At 71.3% G+C, this 24,597-nt stretch carries 22 protein-coding genes; 6 read left to right on the top strand and 16 right to left on the bottom strand.

Annotation, left to right across the window (positions count from 1 at the left end; genetic code table 11):
- The first annotated feature begins 83 nt into the window (after positions 1-83).
- A complete protein-coding gene (locus DWB77_RS12390) occupies positions 84-1,565 on the top strand; it encodes a nitronate monooxygenase (RefSeq protein ID WP_120721324.1) in 1,482 nt (493 codons plus the stop codon).
- A gap of 19 nt (positions 1,566-1,584) precedes the next feature.
- Here DWB77_RS12390 and DWB77_RS12385 read toward each other — a convergent pair whose 3' ends face one another.
- The 4 genes from DWB77_RS12385 to pta all read right to left on the bottom strand — a co-directional run bounded on the left by DWB77_RS12385 (position 1,585) and on the right by pta (position 7,905).
- Positions 1,585-2,829, bottom strand: coding sequence for a D-alanyl-D-alanine carboxypeptidase family protein (locus tag DWB77_RS12385; protein WP_120721323.1), 1,245 nt, complete (start codon positions 2,827-2,829; stop codon positions 1,585-1,587).
- 228 nt (positions 2,830-3,057) lie between these two features.
- Complete coding sequence (gene pyk, locus DWB77_RS12380) at positions 3,058-4,488, bottom strand: pyruvate kinase (protein ID WP_120721322.1); 1,431 nt, start codon at positions 4,486-4,488, stop codon at positions 3,058-3,060.
- 106 nt (positions 4,489-4,594) lie between these two features.
- Positions 4,595-5,824 (bottom strand): acetate kinase, encoded by a 1,230-nt coding sequence (locus DWB77_RS12375; RefSeq protein ID WP_120721321.1) that lies wholly within the window; start codon positions 5,822-5,824, stop codon positions 4,595-4,597.
- Complete coding sequence (pta, locus tag DWB77_RS12370; RefSeq protein ID WP_120721320.1) at positions 5,821-7,905, bottom strand: phosphate acetyltransferase; 2,085 nt, start codon at positions 7,903-7,905, stop codon at positions 5,821-5,823. The genes DWB77_RS12375 and pta overlap by 4 nt, the downstream gene beginning before the upstream one ends.
- 255 nt (positions 7,906-8,160) lie before the next feature.
- Here pta and DWB77_RS12365 point away from each other — a divergent pair, with 255 nt between their 5' ends.
- On the top strand, positions 8,161-9,186 hold the full coding sequence (locus DWB77_RS12365) for an ATP-dependent 6-phosphofructokinase (RefSeq protein ID WP_120721319.1): 1,026 nt from the start codon (positions 8,161-8,163) through the stop codon (positions 9,184-9,186).
- Between the two features lie 450 nt (positions 9,187-9,636).
- Here the strand turns inward: DWB77_RS12365 and DWB77_RS12360 are convergent, their stop codons facing one another.
- The 3 genes from DWB77_RS12360 to DWB77_RS37775 form a co-directional block, all read right to left on the bottom strand.
- The gene (locus DWB77_RS12360) at positions 9,637-10,311 is read right to left on the bottom strand and encodes a helix-turn-helix domain-containing protein (RefSeq protein ID WP_246033508.1); all 675 of its coding nucleotides are present in this window, start codon (positions 10,309-10,311) and stop codon (positions 9,637-9,639) included.
- Between the two features lie 137 nt (positions 10,312-10,448).
- The gene (locus tag DWB77_RS12355; protein WP_120721318.1) at positions 10,449-10,676 is read right to left on the bottom strand and encodes a hypothetical protein; all 228 of its coding nucleotides are present in this window, start codon (positions 10,674-10,676) and stop codon (positions 10,449-10,451) included.
- A complete protein-coding gene (locus DWB77_RS37775) occupies positions 10,673-10,846 on the bottom strand; it encodes a hypothetical protein (protein ID WP_162952521.1) in 174 nt (57 codons plus the stop codon). Before DWB77_RS37775 ends, DWB77_RS12355 begins: the two co-directional genes overlap by 4 nt.
- Before the next feature lie 88 nt (positions 10,847-10,934).
- Between DWB77_RS37775 and DWB77_RS12350 the strand changes: the two genes are divergently transcribed.
- Together DWB77_RS12350 and DWB77_RS12345 are read left to right on the top strand one after the other, a co-directional pair.
- Positions 10,935-12,188 carry a helix-turn-helix domain-containing protein gene (locus DWB77_RS12350; protein ID WP_246033507.1) on the top strand — a complete coding sequence of 418 codons (1,254 nt, stop codon included), beginning with the start codon at positions 10,935-10,937 and terminating at the stop codon, positions 12,186-12,188.
- The gene (locus DWB77_RS12345; protein WP_246033506.1) at positions 12,151-12,597 is read left to right on the top strand and encodes a GNAT family N-acetyltransferase; all 447 of its coding nucleotides are present in this window, start codon (positions 12,151-12,153) and stop codon (positions 12,595-12,597) included. Before DWB77_RS12350 ends, DWB77_RS12345 begins: the two co-directional genes overlap by 38 nt.
- A gap of 31 nt (positions 12,598-12,628) precedes the next feature.
- Here the strand turns inward: DWB77_RS12345 and DWB77_RS12340 are convergent, their stop codons facing one another.
- The 5 genes from DWB77_RS12340 to DWB77_RS12320 all read right to left on the bottom strand — a co-directional run bounded on the left by DWB77_RS12340 (position 12,629) and on the right by DWB77_RS12320 (position 18,131).
- Complete coding sequence (locus DWB77_RS12340; RefSeq protein WP_120721317.1) at positions 12,629-13,477, bottom strand: carbohydrate ABC transporter permease; 849 nt, start codon at positions 13,475-13,477, stop codon at positions 12,629-12,631.
- Positions 13,474-14,370, bottom strand: coding sequence for a carbohydrate ABC transporter permease (locus tag DWB77_RS12335; RefSeq protein WP_120721316.1), 897 nt, complete (start codon positions 14,368-14,370; stop codon positions 13,474-13,476). Before DWB77_RS12335 ends, DWB77_RS12340 begins: the two co-directional genes overlap by 4 nt.
- On the bottom strand, positions 14,367-15,743 hold the full coding sequence (locus tag DWB77_RS12330; RefSeq protein WP_120721315.1) for an extracellular solute-binding protein: 1,377 nt from the start codon (positions 15,741-15,743) through the stop codon (positions 14,367-14,369). Before DWB77_RS12330 ends, DWB77_RS12335 begins: the two co-directional genes overlap by 4 nt.
- 106 nt (positions 15,744-15,849) lie before the next feature.
- Positions 15,850-16,536: a response regulator gene (locus DWB77_RS12325; protein WP_120721314.1), complete on the bottom strand. Its 687-nt coding sequence runs from the start codon at positions 16,534-16,536 to the stop codon at positions 15,850-15,852.
- Positions 16,533-18,131, bottom strand: coding sequence for a sensor histidine kinase (locus DWB77_RS12320; RefSeq protein ID WP_120721313.1), 1,599 nt, complete (start codon positions 18,129-18,131; stop codon positions 16,533-16,535). Before DWB77_RS12320 ends, DWB77_RS12325 begins: the two co-directional genes overlap by 4 nt.
- 136 nt (positions 18,132-18,267) lie before the next feature.
- Here DWB77_RS12320 and DWB77_RS12315 point away from each other — a divergent pair, with 136 nt between their 5' ends.
- Positions 18,268-19,653: a cation:dicarboxylate symporter family transporter gene (locus DWB77_RS12315; RefSeq protein ID WP_120721312.1), complete on the top strand. Its 1,386-nt coding sequence runs from the start codon at positions 18,268-18,270 to the stop codon at positions 19,651-19,653.
- A 106-nt stretch (positions 19,654-19,759) separates the two neighbouring features.
- On the opposite strand, the gene DWB77_RS12310 is transcribed toward DWB77_RS12315, so the two are convergent.
- A complete protein-coding gene (locus tag DWB77_RS12310) occupies positions 19,760-20,212 on the bottom strand; it encodes a phospholipase (RefSeq protein ID WP_174248541.1) in 453 nt (150 codons plus the stop codon).
- A 123-nt stretch (positions 20,213-20,335) separates the two neighbouring features.
- Entirely contained in the window at positions 20,336-20,986 is a 651-nt protein-coding gene (locus tag DWB77_RS12305) for a TetR/AcrR family transcriptional regulator (RefSeq protein WP_120721311.1), read from the bottom strand.
- 126 nt (positions 20,987-21,112) lie between these two features.
- Here DWB77_RS12305 and DWB77_RS12300 point away from each other — a divergent pair, with 126 nt between their 5' ends.
- On the top strand, positions 21,113-22,783 hold the full coding sequence (locus DWB77_RS12300) for an MFS transporter (protein ID WP_120721310.1): 1,671 nt from the start codon (positions 21,113-21,115) through the stop codon (positions 22,781-22,783).
- Between the two features lie 12 nt (positions 22,784-22,795).
- Here the strand turns inward: DWB77_RS12300 and DWB77_RS12295 are convergent, their stop codons facing one another.
- On the bottom strand, positions 22,796-23,662 hold the full coding sequence (locus tag DWB77_RS12295) for an aldo/keto reductase (RefSeq protein ID WP_120721309.1): 867 nt from the start codon (positions 23,660-23,662) through the stop codon (positions 22,796-22,798).
- A 1-nt stretch (position 23,663) separates the two neighbouring features.
- Entirely contained in the window at positions 23,664-24,569 is a 906-nt protein-coding gene (locus DWB77_RS12290) for an NAD-dependent epimerase/dehydratase family protein (protein WP_120721308.1), read from the bottom strand.
- Positions 24,570-24,597: the final 28 nt, after the last annotated feature.

The following is a 24,597-nucleotide window of genomic DNA, read 5'->3' as shown; positions in this document are numbered from 1 at the left end:
GAAGGGAGCAACCTACGGTTCCGTAGGTTGCGGCCATCGGCCTGTTGGCCTGGCCGCCGTGCCGATCCGAGAAGGGACCCCGTATGCCGACGACAACCCGCCCCCACCCCCCACTCATCCAGGGCGGCATGGGCGTTGCCGTGTCCGGGTGGGAGTTGGCTCGGGCAGTGGCGGGGCGGGGGCAGCTCGGGGTGGTGTCGGGGACCGCGCTCGATGCCGTGCTGGCGCGGCGGCTTCAGCTCGGGGATCCGGGCGGCCACATGCGGCGGGCCCTCGCCGCGTTCCCCGTGCCGGAGGCGGCCGCGTACGTGCTGGACCGGTACTTCGTCGAGGGCGGGGTCGTGCGCGGCGAGCGGATGCGGGCCATGGCGCGGCTACGGGTCGAGCGGGGTGCGGACGCCGAACTCCTCACCGTGATCGGCAACTTCGTCGAGGTGTGGCTCGCCAAGGAAGGGCATGACGGGCTCGTCGGGGTCAACTACCTGGCCAAGATCCAGCTCGCCACCGCGCCCGCACTGTTCGGCGCGATCCTCGCCGGGGTCGATTACGTCCTGGTCGGTGCGGGGATCCCGGGGCCGATCCCCGCCCTCGCCTCGCGGCTCGCCCGCGCGGAGCCCGTCACCACCCTCGTCACCGTGGAGGGCGACGAGGAGCCCCTGTCCCACGTCTTCGACCCCAGGGGTGGGGTCATGGCTCAACTCCGGTACGGGTACGGCCCGTTGAGGAGGCCTGACGTGCTGGCCATCGTCTCGTTGCCGGTCCTCGCCTCCTACCTCGTACGCGACCCGGCCACCCGGCCCGACGGCTTCGTCATCGAGAGGCACCGGGCCGGAGGGCACAGCGCCCCGCCGCGCGGAAAGCTCGCCCTGGATGATGGGGGCGAGCCCGTCTACGGGCCGCGCGACCACCCCGACCTCGCCAAGGTGGCGGCCCTCGGCATCCCGTTCTGGCTCGCGGGCGGCGCCGCCCACCCCGAGCGGCTCGCCGAGGCGCGGGCGATGGGGGCCGTGGGGGTCCAGCTCGGCAGCGCGTTCGCGCTCTGCCAGGAATCGGGGCTGCGGGACGAGCTGCGGACCGAACTGAGGCAGCGGGCCCGCGCCGGGACGCTGCGGGTGCGCAACGACCCCCGGGCCTCGCCGACCGCCTTCCCGTTCAAGGTCGCCGAACTGCCCGGCACCCTGTCCGACGACCCGGTCCGCGCCGCCCGGCGGCCCGTGTGCGACCTCGGGTATCTGCGCACCCCGGCCCGCGCCGCCAACGGTGGCCTCGTCTATCGCTGCGCCGCCGAACCCGTCGCCGCGTATGTGCGCAAGGGTGGTGACGCCGTGGACACCGCGGGGCGGATGTGTCTGTGCAACGGGCTGCTCGCGACCGTCGGGCTCGGGCAGCGCAGGCCGGGCGGGACGGTCGAGCCGCCCGTGGTGACCCTCGGGCAGGACCTCGGGTTCCTCGCCGACCTCAGCCCGGACGGGCGCCCTTACTCGGCCGCCCAGGTCATCGACTGGATGACCGGCGCGGAGGCACTGTCTCAGACCCCCTGGCCGCCCGGGTCATCGACCGGCTGATCGGCGCGAACGCGTCCGCTCAGACGCCCCGGCCGCGCTGAGGCCTCGACGTCCGGCGCCGGCGACCCAGTACCAGCACGCCCGCCCCGCCGGCCACGACCACCGCCGCGCCGATGCCCGCCCAGCCGAGCGCGCCGATGCCGTCGTCGCCCGGGCCGGCCGCGTCGCCGTTCGCCGAAGCACCCTTGCCGGAGCCGGCGGCGGCCGGTGCCTGCGGGTCGAGGGTGCCGATCGGCTGGGTCCGGCCGGCCGCCGAGAAGCCCCAGTCCAGAAGCTGGCGCATCTCCGTGTAAACCTTGTCGTGCTTGTTCTCCTGCGGGTTCATCACCGTCACCAGGATGGTGTGACCGTCACGCCGGGCCGCCTCGGCCAGGGTGTTCCCCGCGTTGGTGGTGTAGCCGTTCTTGCCGCCGATCAGACCCGGGTACTTGGCCACCCCGTCGATGCCGGACAGCATGCGGTTGGTGTTGGAGATCCCGAACGGCTTGCCCTTGGTGTTGGGGCCGCCGGGGAAGTCGGCCGACGCCGTCCCGCAGTACTCCGTGAAGTCCCGGTTCTTCAGGCCCGAGCGCAGGAAGAGCGTCAGGTCGTACGCGGACGAGACCTGGCCCGGCGCGTCATAGCCGTCCGGGCTCAGCACATGGGTGTCCTTGGCGCCGAGCCCTTCGGCCTTCTTCTGCATGTCGGCCACCGTCTTCTCGACGCCGCCGTTCATCGCGGCCAGCACATGCACCGCGTCGTTGCCCGAGCGCAGGAACACCCCGCGCCACAGGTCGGGCGCCTTGTACGTCTGGCCGGGCACGATGCCGACCGCGCTGCTGCCGTCGCCCATGCCCTTGAGGTCCTCGTCGCTGACCGTGCGGCTCGCGTCGTGCGGCACCGCGGGCAGCACGGTGTCCGCGAAGAGCATCTTCAAGGTGCTGGCCGGGGGGAGCGGCCAGTGTGCGTTGCGCGCCCCGAGCACCTGGCCGGTGTCCGCGTCCGCCACCACCCAGGACAGCGCGGACAGGCCCGGCGGCAACGCCGGTGCGCCCGCGCCGAGTTGATCACCGGGCTGCCCCAACTGGGCGCCGCCCGCCTGCGACATGCCCGCCGGCGGCTCCTTCTTGGCCGGGGCGCCGGGCGCCCCCGGAGTCGGTGTCTTCGGCGGCGTCGCGAGGTGCCCGCTCGCTGACGCGGGGCCGATGGCGGCGCCCGCGGCGGCCGCGGCGGCGGTGAGCGCCACGAGTGCGCGTCGGACCTGCGGCGATATGGGAAGACGCATGAACGTGAACGTACCTCAGGAGACGGCGCGGAGTTGATCCGTCCGGCCGTGGAATTTGCCACGTGCTGTTCATGGAACGGCCACCCCGTTCAGCCCGTCCACGACCGGAAAAGCGGGCACGGGCAAGGCCCGCACCCTCGCCCTCACCCCGGCCCACCGAAGGCGGACGCACCGGAGGGCGGCACCCGTACGAGACGGGGTGCCGCCCTCCAGAGGGTGGGGCCGCGACTACTGCTGCTCGGTGCCGCCGAGGTGGTGCACCCGGACCATGTTGGTGGTGCCCGGGATGCCGGGGGGCGAACCGGCCGTGATGACCATGATGTCGCCCTCGCTGTAGCGCTTGAGCTTGAGCAGCTCGGCGTCGACCAGGTCGACCATCGCGTCGGTGGAGTCCACGTGCGGGACCACATAGGTCTCCACGCCCCAGCTCAGCGCGAGCTGGTTGCGGGTGCCGGGGTCCGTGGTGAACGCGAGGATCGGCTGGCAGGTGCGGTAACGGGACAGGCGCCGGGCCGTGTCGCCGGACTTGGTGAAGGCCACCAGCGCCTTGCCGTCGAGGAAGTCCGCGATCTCGCAGGCGGCGCGGGCCACCGAACCGCCCTGGGTGCGCGGCTTCTTGCCCGGCACCAGCGGCTGGAGGCCCTTGGACAGGAGCTCCTCCTCGGCCGCCTCGACGATCTTCGACATCGTCTTGACCGTCTCGATCGGGTACGCGCCCACCGAGGACTCGGCGGAGAGCATGACCGCGTCCGCGCCGTCCAGGATCGCGTTGGCGACGTCGGACGCCTCGGCGCGCGTCGGACGCGAGTTGGTGATCATCGACTCCATCATCTGGGTCGCGACGATCACCGGCTTGGCGTTGCGGCGGCACAGCTCCACCAGGCGCTTCTGCACCATCGGGACCTTCTCCAGGGGGTACTCCACCGCGAGGTCGCCACGGGCCACCATCACACCGTCGAAGGCGGCGACGACGCCCTCCATGTTGGCGACGGCCTGCGGCTTCTCGACCTTGGCGATGACCGGCACGCGGCGGCCGACCTCGTCCATGACCTTGTGGACGTCCTTGACGTCGTCGGCGTCGCGCACGAAGGAGAGCGCGACCAGGTCGCAGCCCATCCGCAGGGCGAACCGCAGGTCCTCGATGTCCTTCTCGGACAGCGCCGGGACGTTGACCGCCGCACCGGGCAGGTTGATGCCCTTGTGGTCGGAGATGACACCGCCCTCGATGACGATGGTCTTCACCCGGGGACCCTCGACCGAGATGACCTTGAGCTCGACGTTGCCGTCGTTGATCAGGATCGGGTCGCCCTTGGTGACGTCGCCCGGCAGCCCCTTGTAGGTGGTGCCGCAGATCGACTTGTCGCCCGGGACGTCCTCGGCGGTGATGGTGAACTCGTCACCGCGGACCAGCTCCACCGGCCCCTCGGCGAACTTCGCGAGGCGGATCTTGGGGCCCTGGAGGTCGGCGAGCACGCCCACCGCCCGGCCCGTCTCCTCGGCGGCCTTGCGGACCCGGTCGTAACGGGCCTGGTGCTCGGCCTGGGAGCCGTGGCTGAAGTTGAAGCGGGCCACGCTCATGCCGGCCTCGATCAGAGCGACGAGCTGCTCGTGCGAGTCGACGGCGGGGCCCAGTGTGCAGACGATTTTGGAACGGCGCATAAGGCGGATCCTATCGGTTTGTTTCGCTGCGGAATATTCCGTCTGGTGGAATGTACAAATGGGCGGGATGGCGCTCAGGTGTCGTCCAGGCAAACCGGAAATCCGCTCAGGAATTCAGCGCGGGGGATACCAGCGCATACGTCTGCTGGGCGATTTCCAGCTCCTCGTCCGTCGGCACCACCGCCACCGCCACCCTGGCGTACTCCGGGGAGATCAGCCGGGGACGGTCGGACCGTACGGCGTTGAGATCGCCGTCCACCGCCAGGCCCAGCTCCTCGAGGCCCGCGACCGCGGCCTCCCGCACCGGGGCGGCGTTCTCGCCGACGCCCGCCGTGAACGCGATCGCGTCGACCTTGCCGAGTACGGCGTAATAGGCGCCTATGTACTTCTTCAGCCGGTGAATGTAGATGTCGAAGGCGAGTTGGGCCTTCTCGTCGCCCTCGTCGCAGCGCCGGCGGATCTCGCGCATGTCATTGTCGCCGCACAGCCCCACCAGGCCGCTCTTCTTGTTGAGCAGGACGTCGATGTCGTCCGCCGACATTCCGGCGACGCGCATGAGGTGGAAGGTGACCGCCGGGTCGATGTCACCGGAACGAGTGCCCATGACCAGGCCTTCGAGGGGGGTGAGCCCCATCGAGGTGTCGACGCACCTACCGCCGCGGACCGCGGAGGCCGAGGCTCCGTTGCCCAGGTGCAGCACGATCACGTTCACGTCCTCGGGCGCCTTGCCGAGCAGTCGCGCCGTCTCGCGCGACACATACGCGTGCGAGGTGCCGTGGAAGCCGTAACGGCGGATGCGGTGCGCGTCGGCCGTCTCGATGTCGATCGCGTACCGGGCCGCCGACTCCGGCATCGTCGTGTGGAACGCGGTGTCGAACACGGCGACCTGCGGCAGATCGGGGCGCAGCGCCTGTGCGGTGCGGATACCGGTGATGTTCGCCGGGTTGTGCAGCGGGGCCACCGGCACCAGGCGCTCGATCTCCGCCAGCACCTCGTCGGTGATCACCGTCGGCGCGCTGAACTTGAGCCCGCCGTGCACCACCCGGTGACCGATCGCCGCCAACTCCGGGGAATCCAGGCCCAGTCCATCGACGGCCAGCTCCGCCGCGACCGCCTTGAGCGCGGCCTCGTGATCGGCGATCGGACCGTTCTGCTCGCGGGTCGCACCGCCGGTCGCCAGCGGGGAGTGCTTGAGCCGGGAGGTCTCCTCGCCGATCCGCTCGACGAGCCCCACGGCGAGGCGCGAGGCGTCGCGCATGTCGAGGAGCTGGTACTTCACCGACGAGGACCCGGAGTTGAGCACGAGGACGCGGGTGCCCTGGTTGGCGGTGGTCATGCGGAGGCCTCCTGCTGCGCCTGGGCCTGGATGGCCGTGATGGCGACGGTGTTGACGATGTCCTGGACGAGGGCGCCGCGCGACAGGTCGTTGACCGGCTTGCGCAGACCCTGGAGCACCGGGCCCACGGCCACGGCGCCGGCCGAGCGCTGCACGGCCTTGTAGGTGTTGTTGCCGGTGTTGAGGTCGGGGAAGATCAGCACGGTCGCCTGCCCGGCCACCTCCGACTCCGGCAGCTTGGTCGCGGCGACCGAGGGCTCCACCGCCGCGTCGTACTGGATCGGGCCCTCGATCCTCAGATCGGGCCGCGCCTCGCGCACCAGCTTGGTGGCCTCGCGCACCTTGTCGACGTCCGCGCCCGAACCCGAGGTGCCGGTCGAGTAGGACAGCATCGCGATCCGCGGGTCCACGCCGAACTGCCGGGCGGTGGCGGCCGCCTGGACCGCGATGTCCGCGAGCTGCTCGGCGTTGGGGTCCGGGTTGACCGCGCAGTCGCCGTACACGAGCACCTTGTCGGCGAGGCACATGAAGAAGACCGAGGAGACGATCGAAGCCTCCGGCTTCGTCTTGATGATCTCGAAGGCGGGGCGGATGGTGGCGGCCGTGGAGTGCACCGAACCCGACACCATGCCGTCGGCCAGGCCCTCCTGGACCATCAGCGTGCCGAAGTAGTTGACGTCCGCGACCACGTCGTACGCCAGCTCCACGGTGACACCCTTGTGGGCGCGCAGTTGGGCGTAGCGCTCGGCGAAGCGCTGGCGCAGCTCGGAGGTGTGGGGGTCGATGATCTGGCAGGGGGTGACGTCGATGCCGAGGTCGGCGGCCTTCTTGCGGATCGCCTCCACGTCGCCGAGCAGCGTCAGCTCGCACACGTCGCGGCGCAGCAGGACGTCGGCGGCGCGCAGCACCCGGTCCTCGGTGCCCTCGGGCAGCACGACACGGCGCCGGTCGGCGCGGGCCTGCTCCAGGAGTACGTGCTCGAACATCATCGGGGTGACCCGGCCGCTGCGGGCCACCGAGACCCGGCGCAGCAGGTCGGCGGTGTCCACGTGCCGCTCGAAGAGGCCGAGCGCGGTCTCCGCCTTGCGGGGGGTCGCCGCGTTCAACTTCCCTTCCAGGGCGAAGAGTTCGGCCGCCGTAGGGAAGGACCGGCCGGCCACCGCGACCACCGGGGTGCCGGGCGCGAGCCGGTCGGCCAGGGTCAGGATCGCCTCGCCGGGCCGCTCGTCGAGCGTGAGCAGCACCCCCGCGATCGGCGGGGTGCCGGCGCTGTGCGCGGCGAGCGAGCCGACGACCAGGTCGGCGCGGTCGCCGGGGGTGACGACCAGACAGCCCGGGGTCAGGGCGTTCAGGAAGTTCGGCAGCATGGCGCCACCGAAGACGAAGTCGAGGGCGTCGCGCGCGAGCCCCGCGTCGTCACCGAGCAGCACCGTGCCGCCCAGGGCCGCGGTGATCTGGGCGACCGTGGGCGCCGAGAGCGCGGGCTCGTCCGGCAGGACGTAGCAGGGCACCGGGAGCCGGGTCCGCATCCGCTCCTCGATCTCCTGCCGGTCGGCGGGGGCGACCCGGTTCACCACCATCGCGAGCACATCGCAGCCGAGCCCGTCGTAGGCCCGGTGGGCGTTGCGCGCCTCGGCCCGTACCGACTCCGCGGTCTGGCCCTTGCCGCCGACCACCGGTATCACCGAGGCGCCGAACTCGTTGGCGAGCCGGGCGTTGAGCGCCAGTTCGTCGGGGAGCTGGGTGTCGGCGAAGTCGGTGCCGAGGACCAGGACCACCTCGTAGTCGCGGGCCACCTGGTGGAAACGCTCGACGAGCAGCGAGACGAGTTCGTCGGTACCCTTCTCCGCCTGGAGCGCGGACGCCTCGTGGTAGTCCATTCCGTACACGGTGGCCGCGTCCTGCGCCAACCGGTAGCGGGCGCGGAGCAGGTCGAACAGGCGGTCCGGGCCGTCGTGCACCAGGGGGCGGAAGACGCCCACCCGGTCCACCTGGCGGGTCAGGAGCTCCATGACTCCCAGCTCGATGACCTGGCGGCCGTCTCCCCGGTCGATCCCGGTCACGTACACGCTGCGCGTCACGCGTGCTCTCCTGTTCTGCGTCGCAGGAAATGTCCTGATAGGGCGGTCTTGCCCTCTTGACAATACCTCTGCGGATGGATAGGGCGCCCGCCGGACGAAAGGCCCGGCGGCAGGGTCCAAGGACCCGTCCTCCATGATGCTCGGAGTAGCAGGATGGGCGAGTGGCCCATGGTGCGTGGGACAATCTGAATTGCTCACGTTATGGGGGATACGGGCGTGACGTCCCAGGACCGGCGAAGCAGGAGATTCAGCACGATGCGCATCGGAGTTCTCACCGCAGGCGGCGACTGCCCCGGCCTGAACGCCGTGATCCGGTCGGTCGTGCACCGAGCCGTGGTCGGCCACGGCGATGAAGTCATCGGATTCGAGGACGGGTTCAAGGGCCTGCTCGACGGCCACTTCCGCCCGCTCGACCTCAACGCGGTGAGCGGCATCCTGGCCCGCGGCGGCACCATCCTCGGCTCGGCCCGCCTGGAGCGCGACCGGCTGCGCGAAGCCTCCGAGAACTGCGCCGAGTTGGCGAAGCGCTACGGCATCGACGCGCTCATCCCGATCGGCGGCGAGGGCACGCTCACCGCGGCCCGGATGCTGTCCGAGGCCGGGATGCCGGTCGTCGGCGTGCCCAAGACCATCGACAACGACATCTCCGCCACCGACCGCACCTTCGGTTTCGACACCGCGGTGGGGGTGGCGACCGATGCCATCGACCGCCTCAAGACCACCGCCGAATCCCACCAGCGCGTCATGGTCGTCGAGGTCATGGGCCGGCACGCGGGCTGGATCGCCCTGGAGTCCGGCATGGCGGGCGGCGCCCACGGCATCTGTCTGCCCGAGCGGCCCTTCCAGGTGGACGACCTGGTCAAGATGGTCGAGGAGCGCTTCTCGCGCGGCAAGAAGTTCGCGGTCATCTGCGTCGCCGAGGGCGCGCACCCGGCCGAGGGCTCGATGCCGTACGAGCGGGGCGCCATCGACCAGTACGGCCACGAGCGCTTCGCCGGCATCGGCAACCGGCTCGCCGTCGAGCTGGAGCGGCGCCTGGGCAAGGAGGCCCGGCCGGTCATCCTCGGCCACGTCCAGCGCGGCGGCGTCCCCACCGCGTACGACCGCGTGCTCGCGACCCGCTTCGGCTGGCACGCGGTCGAGGCCGTGCACCGGGGTGCCTTCGGCAACATGACGGCGCTGCGCGGCACGGACATCGTGATGGCGCCCTTGGCTGACGCCGTCACCAGCCTCAAGACGGTCCCGGACGCCCGCATGTACGAAGCGGAATCGGTCTTCTAACGCCGCCCGTGCCCCACCCGCCCTCCTGGGGCTCCGCCCCAGACCCCGTATCGCGCCTAAAGGGCGCTCGTCCTCAATCGCCGGACAGGCTGTAGGTGCCCCAGCACCGAGCACCCCTGGGGCTCCGCCCCAGACCCCGTGTCGCGCCTTAAGGGCGCTCGTCCTCAATCGCCGGACAGGCTGAAGGTGCCCCCGCACCGAGCACTTAAGGGGCGCGAGGAACTGCGCGACCAGCCACACACAGCGTGCAGACGAAAGCGGGTTTTCTTGGGGTGAGCAGCGGGCACGGTCCGCACATGACCGGGGGTTTCAGGGGCGCGGGGAACTGCGCGACCAGCCACACACACGGCCCGCAGGCGAAAACGGGTTTTGGGGGCGCGGGGAACTGCGCGACCAGCCGCCGCGCGCCCGCGGACAAGGTACGGCGGACAAACCCTCGCCCCAGCGGAGCTACCCGTGTGCCAGCTCCCAGAACCGCTCCACGATGCGGTCGAGAAAGTCCCGACCCGCATCCCCCGTGTCATTGGCCGCCCCCCAGTTCAGCGTGGCCACCATGTGCGACTGGTACTCGGTGTGGAGCTGGTCGAGCACCCCCTCCAGATGCTGACGCGAGAGCGGCAGCAGCTTCGCCGTCGGTTTCACATACGCCTGCCAGCGCGTGGTCACCGCGCCGCGGAGCAACTCCGCGAGGTCCTCGTTCTGGCCGGTGGCCGTCACGTAGTCGCGCAGCGGCAGCTGGAGCAGATCGGCGAGCGCCGCCGACTGGCGCTCGTTGCCGCGCCAGCGCCCCGCGTCCTCCATGCGCCGGTACGCCCCCGCGTCGAGCCCGACCCGGCGGGCCATGTCCTCGATGCCGAGCCCGCGCGCGAGACGGTGTTCGCGCAGCGTGGAGGCCGCGGCCATGAGGTCGCCGGGGGAGCACCACAGGACGCCGGCGAGCGCGGTCAGCTCCCGCGCCTCGGGCGCCGCGAGCCCCCGCTCCCACGCCGTCACGGTGTCCGGTGACACCAGCAGGCCGTACTGGGCGCGCATGCCGTAGGCGACGTGGCCGGGGGCCATGCCCAGGGCCTCTCGCAGTCGGCGGGCCGCGAGGGCGTTGAAGGGTGGGGTGGGGTGCACGCGCACACCGTAGGACGGTAAGTGACATCTGCCTACGGTGTGTTCCACCAAAGAAGGTGAATTGGAGGAAAGTACGGTTTTGTTGGCGTCCGGGTTACTTAGGGTTCGGTAAGCATGCGCTCGAATCCCGGTGTCCGAAAGCCCTACCGCTGTGGGCGGCCCTCCAGGAACCGGCCCCGGGGCTCGGCCCGGTCGAAACGCTCCACGAGCGGCGCCGCCCGGCAGGCCCGGTCGCCCTTGACGTGCCTCCAGTCATCCGCCCGGGCTCCGCTGGCCGAGCCCAGATGACTCTCGCCGGAGACGGGGATGGCGACGCCCTCGATGGGGCGGTCGCAGTAGAGGCAGATCTTGATGTCCCTCCCGGCCGTCATGACGCGGGCCCCATCTCATCCTGGGCGCGGTACAGCGGAAGGTGCTGGGGACAGGAAAAGACCTCGGCGCCGACGCCCGCGGGGGTATGAACTTCGCCGACTTTGATCGGCTCGTCGGTGAGGACTCCGTCGTGGCAACAGGCCTGGACTCCGGCGGGTTGGACGGTCATGTGCTTCTCCTTGCGTCTGACTGCTGTGCGTGCGCAGGAGTAGCGTTTCCGATACAGACCGTGAGTCACAGGAGTCGTGTGTCCGCCGATGTCCGCCAAGCTGCGGACACGGCGGACGCTGGGGGCATCCATGAAGGAAACTTTCGGGCAAGCGCTGCGGCGGCTGCGGGGACCCCGGTCGCTACGCGATGTCGCGGCGATTGCGGCCTGCGGCAAGAGCTACATCGCGGACCTCGAGAAGGGCCAGCGCTTCCCGAGCAAGGAGATCGCCGCAGCCCTGGACCAAGCAGTGGGTGCACACGGCGAGCTCATCGCCCTTGCGGACACTCGTCCCGGAGCAGACCCTCTGGAGCAGGCGGACGCTCTCCAGCGCGGCCTGCACGAGACGCTGACCGCAGGTCCGTTGTCGCACTACTCGCTCGACGAGGTCGAGTACACAGTCGCGCGCCATGGCCGGGCAACCCGATACCGGGCGGAGGGCGAGCTGCTCCCCGAACTCCTCGCGGACTTCGGCGACTTGAGGCTGATGCTCTCAGGGCGCCAGACGGTGCAAGTCCGCAAACGCCTGACGATTGCCGTGGCCCGCATGTCAGGGCTCATGGCGCTCACTCTGCTGAAGCTTGGCGATGGCCGGTCGCGCGGCTGGTGGCGCACTGGTCGCGCCGCTGCCGCCGCAGCCGAGGACCGGGCGACACTGTCATGGATGTACGCCCAGAAGGCCTACCAGTTGTACTACGGCGGAGACCTGGAGGGTGCGGTCGAACTCGCCTGCCGTGCACAGCAACTCGCGGGCGGGCTGCCGTGCGTTGGGCCAGCGCTCGCAGCGCCTCTGCAAGCGCGTGCCCTCGCGCTACTCGGCCGCCGCGGTGAAGCGATCGCAGCCCTGGCGGAGGCCGAAGCGGCGCTCGATCGCCTTGCCCCGGCGGACACGGCCGCCTCCGCCTTCGGCTACTCGGAGTCCCAACTGCGTTTCCACAGCGGGAACGCCTGGACGCACCTCGGGGAAACGAGCGTGGCCGCCGAACAGCAGGAACGAGCGCTGGAGTTGTATCCGGCATCCGACCACATGGATCGTGCGTTGGTGCGCCTGGACCAGGCAATGTGCCAGGCAGCGGATGGCGACGCCGCCGAAGCTGCGGCACACGCGACGCAGACCCTCATGGACCTGCCGACAGAACACCGATCGGCACTGATCGTCTACCGCGCTGCTGAACTGGTCGCTAGGGTGCCCGAGGCACGGACTGTGCCAGAGGTGCGGGTGTTGCGCGAGGCGTTGGCGCTGCCCCCAGGCGAGAGGGCCACCAGTGGTGCGGATCAGCCCAGCGACCGAGCACGACCTTGAGGCGATCGCCGACATTCTCGGCGAGACGGAGGCCTACTACGGCGGTGAGAACGATCGCCCGCCGCTCGATCAGATCCGCTCCGCGCTCTTTGGCGAGAGCCCCGCCGCGGTCTGCCTGTTGGCCCACGATGGCGACCAGGTGCTCGGACTCGCGTCCTACTCATTGCTGTGGCCGGCGGCCGGCGCGGACTCCTCGCTCTATCTGAAGGAGCTGTACGTCCGCGAGGGCGCCAGGCGGCGGGGCGTGGCGCGGGCCTTGATGGACGCCGTCAAGTCCGCTGCCGTGAAGGCTGGTTGTTCGCGTGTCGAGTGGACGGCTGACACCGACAATCCGCCCGCCCTGGCCCTGTACGAAGCTCTTGGCGTGCCGCAGCACCAGGGGAAAGTGTTCTACCGGGTGTCGCTCTGAGCCTCCCTCCGGGCGACCCCACTACGTGACGCTAACCCTTCACCCCGCCCGCCGCCGCGAACCCCCCGCCGAGCCGCCGCGCGATCAGGACGTACAGCAGCAGCACCGGCGTCGAGTACAGGATCGAGAACGCGGCGAGCTCGCCGTAGACCACCGAGCCGTGGTTCCCGAAGAACGTGAGGATCGAGACGGACGCCGGGAGCTTGTCGGGGGTGAGCAGCAGCATGAACGGGACGAAGAAGTTCCCCCACAGCATGATGAAGGTGTAGATCGTCACCACGGCCACCCCGGGCCCCATCAGCGGCAGCACCACCCGCACCAGCGTCTGCGGCATCGACGCGCCGTCGGTCCAGGCCGCCTCCTCCAGGGCGAGCGGCACCCCGTCCATGAAGTTCTTCATCAGCCAGATGGCGAAAGGGAGTTGGGACGTGGCGAGGAACAGCGCCGTGCCGTACGTCGTGTCGACGAGGTCCACCCGCACGAAGAGCCCGTACACCGGCACCATCACCGCGGTGATCGGCAGACACGTCGTGAACAGGACCGTCAGTAAGTAGGGGCGGGCCAGACGGGAGCGGTGGCGCGAGAGGGGATAGGCCGCGAGGGCCGCGCACACCACCGTCAGGAGCGTCGAACTCCCGCACAGCAGCAGGCTGTTGAGCATCGGCGTGTACGTGATGTCGGGGGTCAGGACGGCCGAGAAGTTGTCCAGGGTCGCCGAGCCCGGCACCCGTACCCGCAGATCGGCCTCGCTGTCGAGGGAGGCGAGCAGCAGCCAGAGCAGCGGCACCGCGAAGGCCGCCGCCACCACGAGCAGAGCCGCGTCGGCGGCGAGCCGGCGCCGCTTGTGGCGGCGCGTGCGGCGCGCCGGGACCGCCCTCACACCTCCACCTTCAGCAGCCGCAGATAGACCACCGAGAACAGCGAGCCGACCAGGAGGAGCAGCAGCGCGACGGCCGTGCCGTAGCCGATCAGGCTCTTGAGGAACGCCTGGTCGTACATGTACACCGGGAGCGTCTGGCTGCGGTTGCCGGGCCCGCCCCGGGTCATCGCCCAGATGAGCCCGAACACGGAGAGCGTCTGGAGGGTGTTGAGCATCAGGTTGGTGCCGATGGAACGGCGGATCATCGGCAGCGTGATGTGCCAGAACCGGCGCGCCCCGCTCGCCCCGTCGACCTCCGCGGCCTCCTCGACGTCCCGCGGGATCTCGGCGAGCGCCGCCGAGTAGATCAGCATCGAGAACGCCGTGCCGCGCCACACGTTGGCGAAGGACACCGCGAGGATGGGCAGGGTGAACAGCCAGTTCTGGGTGGGGAGATGGAGCTGGTCGAGGAGGGCGTTCAGGGTGCCCTCGCGCCGGAAGAAGGCGTACAGCAAGAAAGCGGCCACGATCTCCGGCAGCACCCAGGCGGTGATCACCAGCGCCCCCGTCACCGTCCGCACCGGGCGCGAGGCCCGTCGCATCAGCGCGGCAAGCGCCAGGCCCAGGGTGTTCTGGCCGAGCAGCGCGGACAGCACGGTGAACACGAGCGTGAGCACAACCGCGTTGCGGAACGCGGGGTCGGCGAAGGCCCGCCGGAAGTTCGCGAAACCGACGAAGTCCACCGTGGCGGACCCGGTCAGGCGCATGTCGGTGAAGGCCAGATAGCCGCAGTAGCCGATCGGCCCGGCGAGGAAGAGCAGCAGGAGCAGGGTGGCGGGCGCGATCGGCAGCCAGCGCACCGCACGGGCACGGCGCAGGCCGGTCGTGGCCGGCGCGGAGGGGGCGGGGCTCACCTGGTGAGCGACGCGAGCTGGTCGTCGTAGGCCCGGGCGGCCGAGGCCGTCGAGCCGCCTGTGGTCACCGACTCCATGGCCTCCCCGATCGCCGCCGACACCTGGGGGTAGGCCGGCAGCGCCGGCCGGTAGTGGGTGAAGGGGACCAGGCCCGTGAAGAAGGTGATGCCCGGCATGGAGCGCAGATAGGCGGGGTCGGCCGCCACGTCCTGGCGGACCGCGATCTGGGCGTCCGCGACGTCCCACTTCACCGCGTTCTCCTTGGTCTGAAGCGTCTTGACGAAGTCGAAGGCGAGGTCGGGGTGGGCCGCCTTCGCGGGGATCGCCCAGGTCCAGCCGCCCGACAGGGAGACCTTTCCTGGCGGTTGGCTGTACTGAGTGGGCATCGCCGCCTGGCCGAGCGCGGTCGACCAGGCCGGCCACTCCTTGGGTCCCTTGTGGATCCAGTTCTGGCCGAGCCAGGAACCGTCGAGAGCGATCGCGAGCTTGCCGTTCGGCATCCAGTCGGTCGCCAGCCGGGTGCCCACATTGGGGTCGAGGGCGTCGGAGGGGTCGGGCCCCAGCTTCTCCGTGTACACGGTCCGTACGAAGTCGAGGGCGTCCCGGAAGCCCCGCGAACCCGTCGCCCACTTCTTGGCGGCCGGGTCGTACAGCGGGTCGGCGCCGGTGCCGTACAGCAGCATTTCGAAGCCCTGCATGGCCGCCGCCTCCCCGGCCGCCTTGCCCGTGTAGACGTTGAGCGGGATGACGCCCGGGACCTTCCGCCGCACGCTCCGGGCGGCGTCCAGGAGCTCCGCCCAGGTCCTCGGCTGCCAGTTCGCGGGGAGGCCCGCCTTCGCGAAGATCTCCTTGTTGAACCACAGGCCCCGGGTGTCGGTGCCGTCGGGCACCCCGTACGTCCTGCCGTCCTCGGCCCGGGCCGCGGCCTTCGCGGTGTCGACGAATTGGCCCCACAGGTCCCATCGGGACAGCTGGTCGTCGAGGGGGCGCAGATAGCCGGCCGCGATGTCGGAGCTGATCCGGAACGTGTCCTCGTACACCAGGTCGGGGGCGGTCTTCGGTGAGCGCATCATCTGCTGGACCTTGGCCGCGTAGTCGTTGTCGGCGGCCTGGATCGGCACCAGCTCCACCTTCTTGCCCGGGTGCGCCTGCTCGAACTGCTTGCGGACCGCCTCCAGGAACGCGTCCTTGAAGCGGATGTTGTTGTCGGTCGAGCGGTTGTACGCGATCTTCACGGTGTCGGCGTCGCCGCCGGAGCCACCGCAGCCGGCGAGCGCCCCGGCCACGAGGCTCGCGGCGAGGATCAGGGAGCACCGGCGGCCGTGCCGGATCGGGCGGGGCCGGGGGGCGGGGGCGGTGGGGCGCACGGGCACGACCTCCTGTCGCCGGACGGGCGGCCACGGCCACCCTTGGCTGCCCGGTGAACGTAAACGCGCCCGCCGAGCGGGTCAACCCCGCGTCCGCGCGCCGCTCACCCCGTCAACTGCCGTGGCTAGGCGGCGAGTTGAGCCAGCGGTACTGCAACTCCGGGCGGCCGATCTGGCCGTACTGCGGGGTGCGTTCGGCGCGGCCCGAGGCGACCAGGTGCTCCAGATAGCGGCGGGCGGTGATCCGCGAGATGCCGACCGCGAGGCCCGCCTCCGCCGCCGTCACGCCCCCGGGTCTCTCGCGCAGGGTGCGGGTGACCGCCTGGAGCGTGGGCGCGCTCAGCCCCTTGGGGAGCGCGGACGGTTGCGGGGCGCGCAGGGCGGCCAGCGCCCGGTCCACCTCCTCCTGCCCGCTCGCCTCCCCGGCCGCCGCCCGGAACTCGGCGTACCGCACGAGCCGATCGCGCAGCGTGGGGAAGGTGAACGGCTTCAGGACGTACTGCACCACCCCGAGCGACACCCCCTCGCGCACCATCGTCAGATCCCGGGCCGAGGTCACCGCCACCACATCGGCGCCGTGTCCGGCCGCCCGCAGCGACCGGACGAGCTGGAGCCCGTGGCCGTCCGGCAGATACAGGTCGAGCAGCAGGAGGTCCACCTCGGTCCGCTCCAGGGCGCGCAGCGCCTCGGCCCGCGAGTGCGCCACCGCGACGGCGGTGAAGCCCGGCACCCGGCCCACATAGAGGTGGTGCGCCTCGGCGGCGACCGAATCGTCCTCGACGACCAGCACCCTGATCATGCGCGCACTCCCTGCTCGATGGGCAGCCGAACCGTGAACTCGGCGCCACCGTAAGGGCTTTGGGTCAGCGCGATGGTGCCCTTGTGCCGTGCGGCGGTGAGCCGGACCAGCGCGAGGCCGAGGCCGCGCCCCGGGCTCTTGGTCGACCAGCCCCGCTCGAACACGGCCTCGGCGGCGGCCGGGTCGACGCCGGGCCCGCTGTCCGCGACCCGCACCACGAGCGACCCGTCCTCGGTGGTGAGGGTGACGGCGACCTCGGCGACCGCGCTGCCCTGCGCCGCGTCCACCGCGTTGTCCAGCAGATTGCCGAGGATGGTGACCAGGTCGCGGGCGGGCAGGGCGTCCGCGAGCAGGCCGTCGCCGACCGCGCTGCCCTCGGTGAGGACCAGCTCCACGCCGTGCTCGTTGGCCTGCGCGGCCTTGCCGAGCAGCAGCGCGGCGAGCACCGGTTCGCCGACCGCCGTGACCACCTGGTCGGTGAGCGCCTGGGCCAGCTCCAGCTCGGCGGTGGCGAACTCCACGGCGTCCTCGACGCGGCCCAGCTCGATCAGCGAGACCACCGTGTGCAGCCGGTTCGCGGCCTCGTGCGCCTGCGCCCGCAGCGCCTGGGTGAAACCGCGCTCGGAGTCCAACTCGCTGGACAGCGCCTGGAGTTCGGTGTGGTCGCGCAGGGTCACCACGGTGCCGCGGCGGCCGCCCGAGGAGACCGGCCGGCTGTTCAGGACGACGATCCGGTCGGCCGTCATGTGCACCTCGTCCACCCGGGGCTCGGAGGCGAGCAGCGCCCCGGCGAGCGCGGTGGGCAGGCCGAGCTCGGCCACCGGGCGGCCCACCGCGTCCTCGCCGAGGCCGAGCAGCTCGCGCCCGCCGTCGTTGATGAGCGCGATCCGCCGCTGCCCGTCGAGCATCAGCAGCCCCTCGCGCACGGCGTGCAGGGTGGCTTGGTGGTAGTCGTGCATCCGGCTCAGCTCGGCGGCGTTCATGCCGTGGGTGTGCCGGCGCAGCCGCGCGTTGATCACATACGTGCCGAGGCCGCCGAGCGCGAGCGCGCCGGCCGCCATGGCGGCCAGGGCCATCAGCTGCTTGTGCACCTGCTCGCTGATCCGGTCGATGGTGATGCCCGCGCTGACGAGCGCGGTGATCCGGCCATGATCATCGGGGTCGCGCACCGGTGCCACCACCCGCACGGAGGGGCCGAGCACCCCCATGTGTGTCTCGGTGAAGGTCCGCCCGCGCAGCGCGGGGGCGATGTCGCCGAGGTAGGCCCGGCCGATCTCGCCCGGCACGGGGTGCGTCCAGCGGGTGCCGTCCGGGGCCATGACCACGACGAAGTCGACCCCGGTGGTGGTGCGCAGGGTCTCCGTGTACGGCTGGAGCGCGGCCGTGGGGTCGGCGGTGCGGGCAGCGGCGATCACCGCGGGCGATGCGGCGACGGAGGTGGCGGTGGCGACCGCCTGCCGACGGGCCGTCTCCTCGGCCTGGCCGCGGTCGGTCAGGTACGAGAACAGGGCGCACCCCGCCACGATCGCGGCGACCAGGACCACCTGCATGGCGAAGAGCTGGCCGGCGAGGGAGCGGGGTCCGGGAAGACGCATCCGCTCAGTGTGCTGGCTGGATCTGCATGAACGAAATGCACGTAAGGGTGACCGGCGTCACAGCGTGCTGGATAGTCGCGGGGATCGCTGAATCGGCCCCGGGGCACCCCCGCAGCCGCTACCGAGGAGGACCCCCGTGGCAGAGCCAGTCGCCCGCCCACAACACCCCCAGGGCCCCAAGGTCAGGGGTGGTAACCGCACCCACTACCTGTACCTGGCCGTGATCGGCGCGGTGATACTCGGCATCGTCGTGGGGTTCGCGGCGCCCGGGGTCGCCGTCGAGCTGAAGCCGATCGGCACCGGGTTCGTGAACCTGATCAAGATGATGATCTCGCCCATCATCTTCTGCACCATCGTGCTGGGCGTCGGCTCGGTGCGTAAGGCCGCCAAGGTCGGGGCCGTCGGCGGCCTCGCGCTCGGCTACTTCCTCGTCATGTCGACGGTGGCCCTCGCCATCGGCCTCCTGGTCGGCAACGTCCTGGAGCCCGGCTCCGGCCTGCACCTCACGGAGGCCGCGCGCCACGCCGGCGCCAAGCAGGCCGCGGGCGCGAGCGAGTCCACCGCGGACTTCCTGCTCGGCATCATCCCCAAGACCATGGTGTCCGCCTTCACCGAGGGCCAGGTGCTCCAGACCCTCCTGATCGCCCTGCTCGCGGGCTTCGCCCTCCAGGCGCTCGGCGCGGCGGGACAGCCGGTGCTGCGCGGCGTCGAGCACATCCAGCGGCTCGTCTTCCGGATGCTCGCCATGGTGATGTGGGTGGCGCCCATCGGCGCCTTCGGCGCGATCGCGGGGGTGGTCGGCGAGACCGGCGTGGACGCCCTGAAGGCACTGGCCGTCATCATGATCGGCTTCTACATCACCTGCGCCCTCTTCGTCTTCCTGGTGCTCGGCGCGCTCCTGCGGCTGATGACCGGCGTCAACATCTTCAGCCTGCTGAAGTACCTGGCCAGGGAGTTCCTGCTGATCCTGTCCACGTCCTCGTCGGAGTCGGCGCTGCCGCGGCTCATCGCGAAGATGGAGCACCTCGGCGTGAGCCGCTCGGTGGCGGGCATCACGGTGCCGACGGGCTACTCCTTCAACCTGGACGGCACCGCGATCTATCTGACGATGTCCTCCCTGTTCATCGCCAACGCCATGGGCAAGCCGCTGTCCGCGAGCGAGCAGATCTCGCTGCTCCTCTTCATGATCATCGCCTCGAAGGGCGCGGCGGGCGTCACCGGAGCGGGCCTGGCCACCCTGGCGGGCGGCCTCCAGTCGCACCGCCCCGAACTCGTCGACGGCGTCGGGCTGATCGTCGGCATCGACCGCTTCATGAGCGAGGCCCGGGCGCTGACCAACTTCGCGGGCAACGCGGTCGCCTGTGTGCTCGTCGGCACCTGGACGAAGGAGATCGACAAAGCCCGGGTCACGGAGGTCCTGGCGGGCCGGCTCCCGTTCGACGAGACCATGCTGACGGCGGGCGAGGCCGAGGTCCCCGAACAGCGGGACGAGCCCAAGCAGGCCGCGCCGACGGCCGGTTGAGAACGGCGCGGGCACGCGTCGCGACGCGCGCGGGTCCGCCCCGAGGGTGATCCGTGTCCGACGGCCACGGGGGTGCCGTCGGACGCGGGGCCCTGAGGCCCGGTGCTCAGTCGCCCAGGGCCTTGACCGCCTGGTAGTACGTCCACGCGGTCGCGTTGCAGGACGCCTTCTTCGCCGTGCCGTACGGGGCGCAGACCCGCTTGAGGTCCTCGTACAGGGCGCTGTCGATACGCGCCTTGTTGGCGGGGAACTGGCCCGCCGCCTTGTAGTTGCGGTACCCGAAGTCGTGCCGCGCGCAGGACAGTTTGAAGGGGAAGCCGAAGGGGTTGTCGGGGGACTTCGAGCAGTAGTCCGTCGTCCAGTTGAAGTCGTACGCCGCCCAGCGGGCCTGGTCGTTGTGTGCGGCCTGCCACGCGGTCGAGCTGGCCGCGCCGGTCTGGGTGAAGGAGGCGAGCACCTGGGCCTTGTCGGCGGGGGCGGCCTGCGCCGGCGCGGTGGCCAGGGCGGCGAGGGCGAGGGCCGCGGTCGCGGTCATGCTCAGGGTGGTACGACGGCGCATCCTGAACCTCCGTGAGGAGAAAGGCAGTTGACGTGCCGTCACTCTCGCCCCACGGGCTATGCGCTTGCTAGTGGCGTGCTCGAGGCTTTCCCACGAACGGCGTAACCGAAGAACCCGGCCGCGTCAGCGGTCGAGCGCCTCCGCCACCACCTCGGCCGTGCGGCCCGCCGGGACGCCCGCCGAGAGCAGCAGCGTCGTCGCGGCCGAGCGGCCTGCCTCGGATGCGGGCAGCGCGCCCTCGTTGACCGCCTCCATCAGGCCGAACAGGGACTGTTCGTGCACATAGGCGAGGGCCGCCGGTGGCAGGGGGGAGGTGAACACCCCCTGGCCCAGGCCGAGTTGGAGCAGATCCACGCACTCCTTGCGGACCGGGGCGAGGCGCAGCTTGATGCCCGCCATGGTGACGCTGCGCTGGGCGAGGGCGACCAGGAGCCGGTAGCGGTCGGCGATCTCCCAGACCGCGAGGGTGGCCCGCGCCAGCGCCTCGGCCGGATCCGCGACGCCTTCGCGCCCCTCGCGGTGGGCGTCAGCGACGGTCTGGGCCGCCTCGTCCACCAGCGCCGCGATCAGCGCGTCCCGGCTCGGGAAGTGCCCGTACACCGTGCGCCGTACGACCCCCGCCGCCCGGGCGATCTGGTCCATCGACGCGTCCGGGTCGCGGAGCAGCTCGGCGAAGGCCACCTCCATGATGCGGCGGCGATTCGCGTCGGCGCGGCCCCCCGAGGGGGCGGCAGGGGTGGCATTCACAGCCCCATTTTGCACAGCGGCGTGCATCGGCGTAAATTGCACAGCAGTGTGTAATTGCACAACGATGTGCAAGTGGATCTTCCCCGGTAGGGGAGCAGTGCCCCCGCGGACGACGGATCGCGGGGAAGCAAGGCACAGGAAGGGTGAGACACCGTGGGTCTCGTCATCAAGGAGCCCGTCGAGAAGATGCAGGCGCCCTATGGGCGGCGCTGGTGGGCGCTGCTCGTGCTCTGCCTCAGCCTGCTCATCATCGTGATGGCGAACACCGCCCTCACCGTCGCCGCCCCCGACATGACCAAGGACCTCGGGCTCAGCAGCTCCGACCTCCAGTGGGTCATCGACGGCTACACCGTCCCGTACGCCGCGCTGATGCTGCTGCTCGGCGCGATCGGCGACAAGTACAGCCGGCGCGGCGCGCTCGTGCTCGGCCTGCTCGTCTTCGCGGGCGCCTCGGTGGCCGGCTCGCTCGTCGACAGCTCGACGGGCGTCATAGCCTCCCGCGCCGTCATGGGCGTCGGCGCCGCGCTGATCATGCCCGCGACCCTGTCGCTGCTGGCCTCGACGTTCCCGCGCGCGGAGCGCGCCAAGGCGATCCTGCTGTGGACCGCGACCGCCGGAATCGCCATCGCCGCAGGGCCGTTGGTGGCGGGCGCCCTCCTGGAGAACCACGGCTGGGCCTCGACGTTCCTCATCAACGTGCCGATCGCGCTGCTCGCGGTCGTCGGCGCGTTCGTCCTCGTACCGCCGTCGAAGGCCGCCCACCACGACCGCATCGACTACGTCGGCGGGCTGCTCTCGGTCGTCTCCGTCGGCGCGCTCGTCTACATGATCATCCAGGGCCCGCACTTCGGCTGGGACGCCAAGGCGATCGGCGCCGCCGTCATCGCCGGCCTCGGATTCGTGGTCTTCGTGCTGTGGGAGCTGCGCCACCCGCGGCCCGTCCTGAACGTACGGCGCTTCGCGCACCGCATGTTCTCCGGCTCGCTGCTCGCCGTCGCGCTCTTCTTCCTCGCGGTGTTCGGCGCCTTCTACTACCTCACCCAGCACCTCCAGTTCGTGCTCGGTTACACCCCGCTGGAGACCGGCATCCGCATGCTGCCGCTGGCCGGCGCGGTCTTCGTGGGCTCCGCCCTGACCGGCTTCCTCACGCCGCGGCTCGGCATGAAGGTCACCGTCACCGCGGGCATGGTCGCCGGAACCGTCGCGCTCGCGCTGCTCACCCGGGTCGACTCCACCTCCGGTTACGGGGACTTCCTCGCCCCGCTGATCATCCTCGGCGTGGCCATCGGGCTCGCCCTTTCGCCCTGCACCGACGCGATCATGGGCGCCTTCCCGGAGGCCGAGCTCGGCGTCGGCGGCGCCGTCAACGACACCTCCCTCGAACTCGGCGGCTCGCTCGGCATCGCCATCCTGGGCTCGGTGCTCGCCAAGTCGTACTCCTCGCACCTCGCCGACGCCACCGCCGGTACGAAGCTGCCCGCCTCCGCGCTGAGCACCGCGCAGGACTCGGTGGGCGCCGGGTACGCCGTCGCCCAGGGCATCGGCGAGCAGGCCAAGCAGCTCGGCGCCCAGGCCCTGCACGCCGGCAACCCGCAGCAGGCGGCCCAGCTCAAGGCGCAGGCCGAGCAACTGGCCGCCGGTGCCCAGCAGATGAGCCACGCGGTCGGCTCCGCCTTCTCCGACGCGGTGGCCCGCACCAGCCTGGTCGGCGCGGTGATCCTGGGCGTCGGAACCGTCCTGGTCGCCGTCCTCCTGCCGCGCCGCGCCAAGGCCGAGGAGCAGGCCGGTGAGGGCGCCGAGGAGCGCGAGAGCCTCTCGGTCTGACCCCCCCGCGCCTCAGGGCAGCAACGCCAACTCCGCCCCGCTCAGTACGAGATCGGCCGCACCCGCCGAGTCCCGTACCGACGCGGGGCGGCTGGCTCCCGGGATCGGGAGCACCACCGGCGAGCGGTTCAACAGCCAGGCCAGGACCACCTGTTGGGGGCTGACCCCGCGCTCCCTCGCCACGGTGTGGAAGGCGGTCTCGGGCGCGGGACCGCCCGGCCCGTCCAGCGCGCTGCGCGAGATCCCGCCCAGCGGGCTCCACGGCAGGAACGCCAGGCCCAGCTCCGCGCAGAGCCGCAGCTCCGGCTCGCTGTCGGTGACCGCGGGCGAAAAGCGGTTCTGGACGGAGACCAGACGCTCACCCAGGATCGCGCGCGCCTCCCGGATCTGGTCGGTGTCCACGTTGGAGAGCCCCACCGTGCGGACCGTTCCCTCGTCGGCGAGCTCCGCGAGGGCGCCCACGGACTCGGCGAACGGCACCGCCGGGTCGGGCTTGTGCAACTGGTAGAGGCCGATGGCCTCGCCGCCGAGCCGCCGCGCGGACGCCTCGGCGGTACGCCGCAGATGCTTCGGGTCGCCGTCGACGGTCCAGCCGCCGTCGTCGGTGCGCCCCCGGCCGCCCTTGGTGGCGACCAGGACGTGATCGGTGGGGCCGCCGTAGGAGGCGAGGGCACGGCTGATCAGAAGCTCGTTGTGGCCGGGCTCGCCGCCCGGCGCGTAGTAGGAGTCGGCGGTGTCGATGAGGGTGATCCCCGCGTCGAGCGCGGCGTGCACGGTGGCCACCGCCCGCGCCTCGTCCGGGCGTCCCTCGATCGACAGCGGCATCGCGCCGTACCCGATGGCGCCGACCTCGAAGGGCCCAAGTGTGCGGTAGCGCATGTCAGTTGACTCCCAGTGTTGCGGCGACGGCACGCGTCAGCCAGTCCTTGGTGTGCGAGAAGGTGAAGCCGAGCGACTCCGCGCGGGCGGTGTCCATCGGGTACGAGCGGGCGAAGGAGAACGGCGAGACCGCGCCGACCTCCACCGGCTGGTAGCGCACGGGCCGCGCCTCGCCGCCCAGCGCGGCGACGACCGCCGCCACGATGTCCTCGGTGCCGAGCGGCCCGTGCGAGGCGGCGTTCACCGGCCCGGTGAAGTCCTGGCGCGTCACCCAGAAGAGGAAGTCGGCGATCTCCTCGACGTCGATGTACGTCGCCGGGCGGTTCGGTACGGCCACCGTGACCGGCTCGCCCGCGCGGATCCGGTCCGCGTAGTGCGCGAGCCGCCCGGTGAAGTCGTCGGCGCCGCCCAGCACATGGGCCACCCGCACCGCGACCTGAGGGAAGGAGCCGCCCGCGGCGAACACCGCCTCCGCCTGACGCTTGCCCTCGCCGTAGTGGGCGGCCACGAACTCCGGGTCCTGCCAGGGGAGTTCGGGGGTGACGATCACCGTGGCGGGGTCGAGGGTGTCCTCGTCGAGCGGTTCGTCCGCGTCCTCGTACTCGTACACCTCGACCGTCGACGTCATGACGTAGCGGGCCGTGCGGCCGGTGAAGACGCGGCGGGCGATCGCCGCCTGGCGCGGGGTGTAGCAGACCTGGTCGACGACGACGTCGAAGGTGCGCTCGCCGACGGCCGCCGCCAAGGACGCCTCGTCGTCGCGGTCGGCGATCAGCTGGATCACCCCCGGTGGGGGTGGCGCTGAGCCGCGGTTGAGGACCGTGACCCGGTCGCCGGCCGCGAGCAGCCGGGCGATGAGCCGCTTGCCGAAGTAGCGGTTGCCCCCGATGACCAATACCTCGCGCATGAACCCAATCCCCTTTCCCACCTGCGGT

This window comes from Streptomyces hundungensis, from assembly GCF_003627815.1.
GTDB classification, from domain to species: Bacteria; Actinomycetota; Actinomycetes; order Streptomycetales; family Streptomycetaceae; genus Streptomyces; species Streptomyces hundungensis_A.
Note: the sequence above shows the minus strand (reverse complement) of the source record. Positions and strands in the feature narration are given on the sequence as shown.

Bases quoted from the DNA above. Each gene is read 5' to 3' on its own strand.
- pyk (WP_120721322.1), bottom strand. From the start codon at position 4,488: ATGCGCCGTTCCAAAATCGTCTGCACACTGGGCCCCGCCGTCGACTCG.
- DWB77_RS12365 (WP_120721319.1), top strand. From the start codon at position 8,161: ATGCGCATCGGAGTTCTCACCGCAGGCGGCGACTGCCCCGGCCTGAAC.
- DWB77_RS12305 (WP_120721311.1), bottom strand. From the start codon at position 20,986: ATGCACGCCGCTGTGCAAAATGGGGCTGTGAATGCCACCCCTGCCGCC.
- DWB77_RS12350 (WP_246033507.1), top strand. From the start codon at position 10,935: ATGTCCGCCAAGCTGCGGACACGGCGGACGCTGGGGGCATCCATGAAG.
- DWB77_RS12295 (WP_120721309.1), bottom strand. From the start codon at position 23,662: ATGCGCTACCGCACACTTGGGCCCTTCGAGGTCGGCGCCATCGGGTAC.
- DWB77_RS12310 (WP_174248541.1), bottom strand. From the start codon at position 20,212: ATGCGCCGTCGTACCACCCTGAGCATGACCGCGACCGCGGCCCTCGCC.
- DWB77_RS12385 (WP_120721323.1), bottom strand. From the start codon at position 2,829: ATGCGTCTTCCCATATCGCCGCAGGTCCGACGCGCACTCGTGGCGCTC.
- DWB77_RS12325 (WP_120721314.1), bottom strand. From the start codon at position 16,536: ATGATCAGGGTGCTGGTCGTCGAGGACGATTCGGTCGCCGCCGAGGCG.
- DWB77_RS12390 (WP_120721324.1), top strand. From the start codon at position 84: ATGCCGACGACAACCCGCCCCCACCCCCCACTCATCCAGGGCGGCATG.
- DWB77_RS12290 (WP_120721308.1), bottom strand. From the start codon at position 24,569: ATGCGCGAGGTATTGGTCATCGGGGGCAACCGCTACTTCGGCAAGCGG.
- DWB77_RS12320 (WP_120721313.1), bottom strand. From the start codon at position 18,131: ATGCGTCTTCCCGGACCCCGCTCCCTCGCCGGCCAGCTCTTCGCCATG.
- DWB77_RS37775 (WP_162952521.1), bottom strand. From the start codon at position 10,846: ATGACCGTCCAACCCGCCGGAGTCCAGGCCTGTTGCCACGACGGAGTC.
- DWB77_RS12375 (WP_120721321.1), bottom strand. From the start codon at position 5,824: ATGACCACCGCCAACCAGGGCACCCGCGTCCTCGTGCTCAACTCCGGG.
- DWB77_RS12355 (WP_120721318.1), bottom strand. From the start codon at position 10,676: ATGACGGCCGGGAGGGACATCAAGATCTGCCTCTACTGCGACCGCCCC.